This is a genomic window from Fictibacillus aquaticus (assembly GCF_002245695.1).
Taxonomy (GTDB): Bacteria; Bacillota; Bacilli; order Bacillales; family Fictibacillaceae; genus Fictibacillus; species Fictibacillus aquaticus.
This window is the reverse complement of sequence record NZ_NOII01000083.1, coordinates 1-3,238: the sequence shown is the minus strand read 5'-3', so window position 1 is coordinate 3,238 and position 3,238 is coordinate 1. Positions and strand designations below refer to the sequence as shown.

The following is a 3,238-nucleotide window of genomic DNA, read 5'->3' as shown; positions in this document are numbered from 1 at the left end:
GTCATTGATTTCAATTGTAGAAGTGTACGTTGCAGCGCTGCAGGACAAGTTTAATATCAGCCGTTCTAAAGCCGTGCTTGGAGGCGGACTGGTCTCTGCATTGTTCTCATTGATCTATGCATCTAACGGCGGATTGAACTTCTTAGATATCGTCGATCACTTTATCAACACGTACGGTATCGTTCTTTCTGGTCTTGTTGAAGTCGTCTTGATCGGCTGGGTGTTCAAGAAGCTTGGCGAGTTCCAGAACCATGCGAACGGCTTATCTGATTTAAGGACTGGCAGCTGGTGGGTGTTCTGTCTGAAATTTGTCACTCCTGTCTTGCTTGGATATATGATGATCCAGCTCGTTATCACAGAACTGAAAGAGCCATACGCAAACTATCCAGTGGAGGCCTTAATCAAATATGGAGCGGTAACAGCTGCGGCGATCATTATTTTAGGCATCCTGCTTTCATTCGTGAAATGGGACGATAAAAAAACAACGACAGATCATAAGGAGGCGATGTAATATGTCAGGAACAGCGATTGCAATGATGGTTGTCGGCATGGGCATCATCTGGGGCGGATTAGCTCTGAGCATATTAAACGTCGTCCGAGTTTCAAAAAACAGCAAATAAAAGATGATAACCCCTTTCCAGGACACTCTGGGAAAGGGGTTTTTGTTTTCTGTTTACCTTTTTCTTGATGCGCGGCGTTCCTGGCGTTCCCATGCTTTTAAATAAGGATAAGGATCGAAAGCCCATTCGGTAATACCATTGTCACGGTACATTCCAANNAATAATGATAAACATTGTTAATGTCCCTTATGCCGATGCGCCATCCTCCAAAACGGTTCCAGCCTTTTATCTCTACAACGCCGTAGGAGACAGCTTTTACTGGCACTCCATAATCGGCAAAGATATCGGTGCCTTCATGAATCCTTAATCCTCCAAAGCCTCGGCGATCTCCCCATGTGTTGCGATAGCTGTAGTTTGCCCTAAGCGGAACGACAAAGCTGTGTCTGTCCAGACTGACAGTTCCATAAGCTTTATAGATCGAAGCGTTTTCCAGTATGATGCCGACCGCTTTGTCCCGCTGATAATAATTCCAGAGACCGATTTTAAAATTTTCTTCATCAAAACCATTTTTTGCGATGAGTGAGGCAAACGTAAAAAGTACGTCCTCATCATTGTCGCGGTCTGCCAGGCCGTCATTATTTCCGTCTTTTCCTAACCCGCCAAGCATAGATATGCGATTTGCATTTTTGTCATCCAAATTTGGATTGAGCGGTCCTGCCCATTGGGCGGGTGAGAAGAAAATGCCGGTAAGACCTTTGCGCTTTGGCAAGTCTGTTCTTGCGCGTCTTACACTTCGCTCATATTGGTCTGCTCCGGCGAAATAATACCATGGTATAAGTGTAACAGCCTCCATTTTTTTGTATAATGCCAGCCGTTCTACATCCTCTTTGGAATAAGAAGGTGCAGCGGCTTTATTAGCCGCCACTGCATTTTCGGGGCATTGAAACAGAAGTGCGGCTACTGCTGCACATATGATGCCAGCCTTGAACATGCGCCCTCCAGCTCCCTTCCTGTTTTCATATAGCTTTAGTTTGTTTGCAGATGGCTCTGATTATGAAAGTTTTTTGTTGGAAAAGGGTGGGTTTGGCTATTTTTTCTCATTATGATAAGGTAATAAGGGTGAAAAGAATTAGAGCAAGAAAATTGGTTTTATGTTAAAACGTCTTTATAATTACCTCTATAGGAACGCGATTGGAGTGGTAAGTGTGGCAAAACAGGAAGAACATTTACGCAAGCCCGAATGGCTGAAAATAAAGCTTAACACGAACGAAAACTACAAAGAGCTCAAGAAAATGATGCGTGAAAAGAAGCTACATACTGTATGCGAAGAAGCACGCTGCCCTAACATTCATGAGTGCTGGGCTGTCCGCAAAACAGCGACATTCATGATCTTAGGTGATATTTGTACGCGCGCATGCCGCTTCTGTGCTGTTAAAACAGGATTGCCGACAGAACTTGATCTGCAGGAACCGGAACGAGTTGCTGAATCAGTCGAACAGATGGGACTTAAGCACGTCGTCATTACAGCAGTTGCAAGAGATGATCTCAAAGACGGAGGAGCGTTCGTTTTTGCTGAAACGGTAAAAGCAGTGCGAGCACGAAATCCGTTCTGTTCGATCGAAGTACTGCCTTCTGACATGATGGGAGTCAAGGAGAGTCTTGAGCTTCTCATGAGCGCTAAGCCGGATATCATGAACCATAACATCGAGACCGTCCGCCGCCTTACTCCTAGAGTCCGTGCTCGTGCGACATATGAACGGTCGCTTGAATTTTTGCGCCGCGCCAAAGAGATGAACGAGCGCATTCCGACTAAATCAAGCCTTATGATCGGTGTCGGAGAAACGTGGGAAGAAATCATCGAAACGATGGATGATCTTCGTGCTAATAACGTCGATATTATGACGATCGGACAATATCTGCAGCCTACGAAAAAGCATTTAAAGGTGCAAAAGTATTATACGCCAGATGAGTTTAATGAACTAAAAAAAATCGCCCTCGGCAAAGGCTTCAAACATTGTGAGTCTGGCCCGCTCGTCAGATCTTCCTATCATGCGGATGAGCAAGTTAATGCCGCACAAGCAAACACAAGCAGCTTATAAGCTGCTTGTGTTTTATTTTCCGGACATCTGTCCGCGCATCATGTTGTTCTCCCCGTTCATCTCTCCGTTTTCATTTTCGCCGTAATTCCACTTCTTTCCCTGCGGCGATTTTTTCATCTGGGCAATCAGCTCGTCGATAATGCCTTCAATGTTTTCCGTGTCATTGTTCAAAGCTTGATATTGCTCGAGCTTATCGATCATCCCTTTTTCATCGCTTACATACACATGATAATAACGTGGCACTACTGCGAAAGCGGTCATTTTAACCTGATCTGCAACAGCTACACGATCTTTACTAGTCGTATGATAAGCGATAAGCACTTCTTCATCGGTAACATAAGTACCAACATCTTTAATGGCCGGGAGCTGCAGTGCCATATCTGAAATCATGTCTGCAAGCTTCTGCCGGTTTAAGTAAGGAACACTGTTTCCAGTCTTCACTTTGTCTCCTTCTTTGTGCCTCATATATCCGAAATCACTGTAGCTCATGTTATTGCCGATCCGGTTCTGCTCTTTTACGTTCACTTTTGAAAACTTGTATTCGTCGCCCGCTTTTTCCTTATCAGCGCCGCCGCATCC

Annotated in this window: 3 protein-coding genes and 2 pseudogenes; 3 read left to right on the top strand and 2 right to left on the bottom strand. The window is 44.8% G+C overall.

What is annotated here, in order from left to right:
• A pseudogene (locus CGZ90_RS20025) lies at positions 1 to 511 on the top strand (sodium-dependent transporter); the annotation flags it as partial.
• Between the two features lies 1 nt (position 512).
• Positions 513 to 620, top strand: a complete 108-nt coding sequence (locus tag CGZ90_RS20420) for a methionine/alanine import family NSS transporter small subunit (protein ID WP_106408335.1) — start codon at positions 513 to 515, stop codon at positions 618 to 620.
• Between the two features lie 53 nt (positions 621 to 673).
• Here the strand turns inward: CGZ90_RS20420 and CGZ90_RS20020 are convergent.
• Positions 674 to 1,551 (bottom strand): annotated as a pseudogene (locus CGZ90_RS20020) (M23 family metallopeptidase).
• 214 nt (positions 1,552 to 1,765) lie between these two features.
• Here CGZ90_RS20020 and lipA point away from each other — a divergent pair.
• Complete coding sequence (gene lipA, locus CGZ90_RS20015) at positions 1,766 to 2,659, top strand: lipoyl synthase (protein ID WP_094254234.1); 894 nt, start codon at positions 1,766 to 1,768, stop codon at positions 2,657 to 2,659.
• Positions 2,660 to 2,671: 12 nt separating this feature from the next.
• Here lipA and CGZ90_RS20010 read toward each other — a convergent pair.
• Positions 2,672 to 3,238, bottom strand: a 567-nt coding sequence (locus CGZ90_RS20010; RefSeq protein WP_205727433.1) for a YhcN/YlaJ family sporulation lipoprotein, incomplete at its 5' end; no start/stop codon positions are given.

Excerpts from the sequence above, each read along its gene's own strand:
- CGZ90_RS20420 (WP_106408335.1), top strand. The coding sequence starts at position 513 with ATGTCAGGAACAGCGATTGCAATGATGGTTGTCGGCATGGGCATCATC.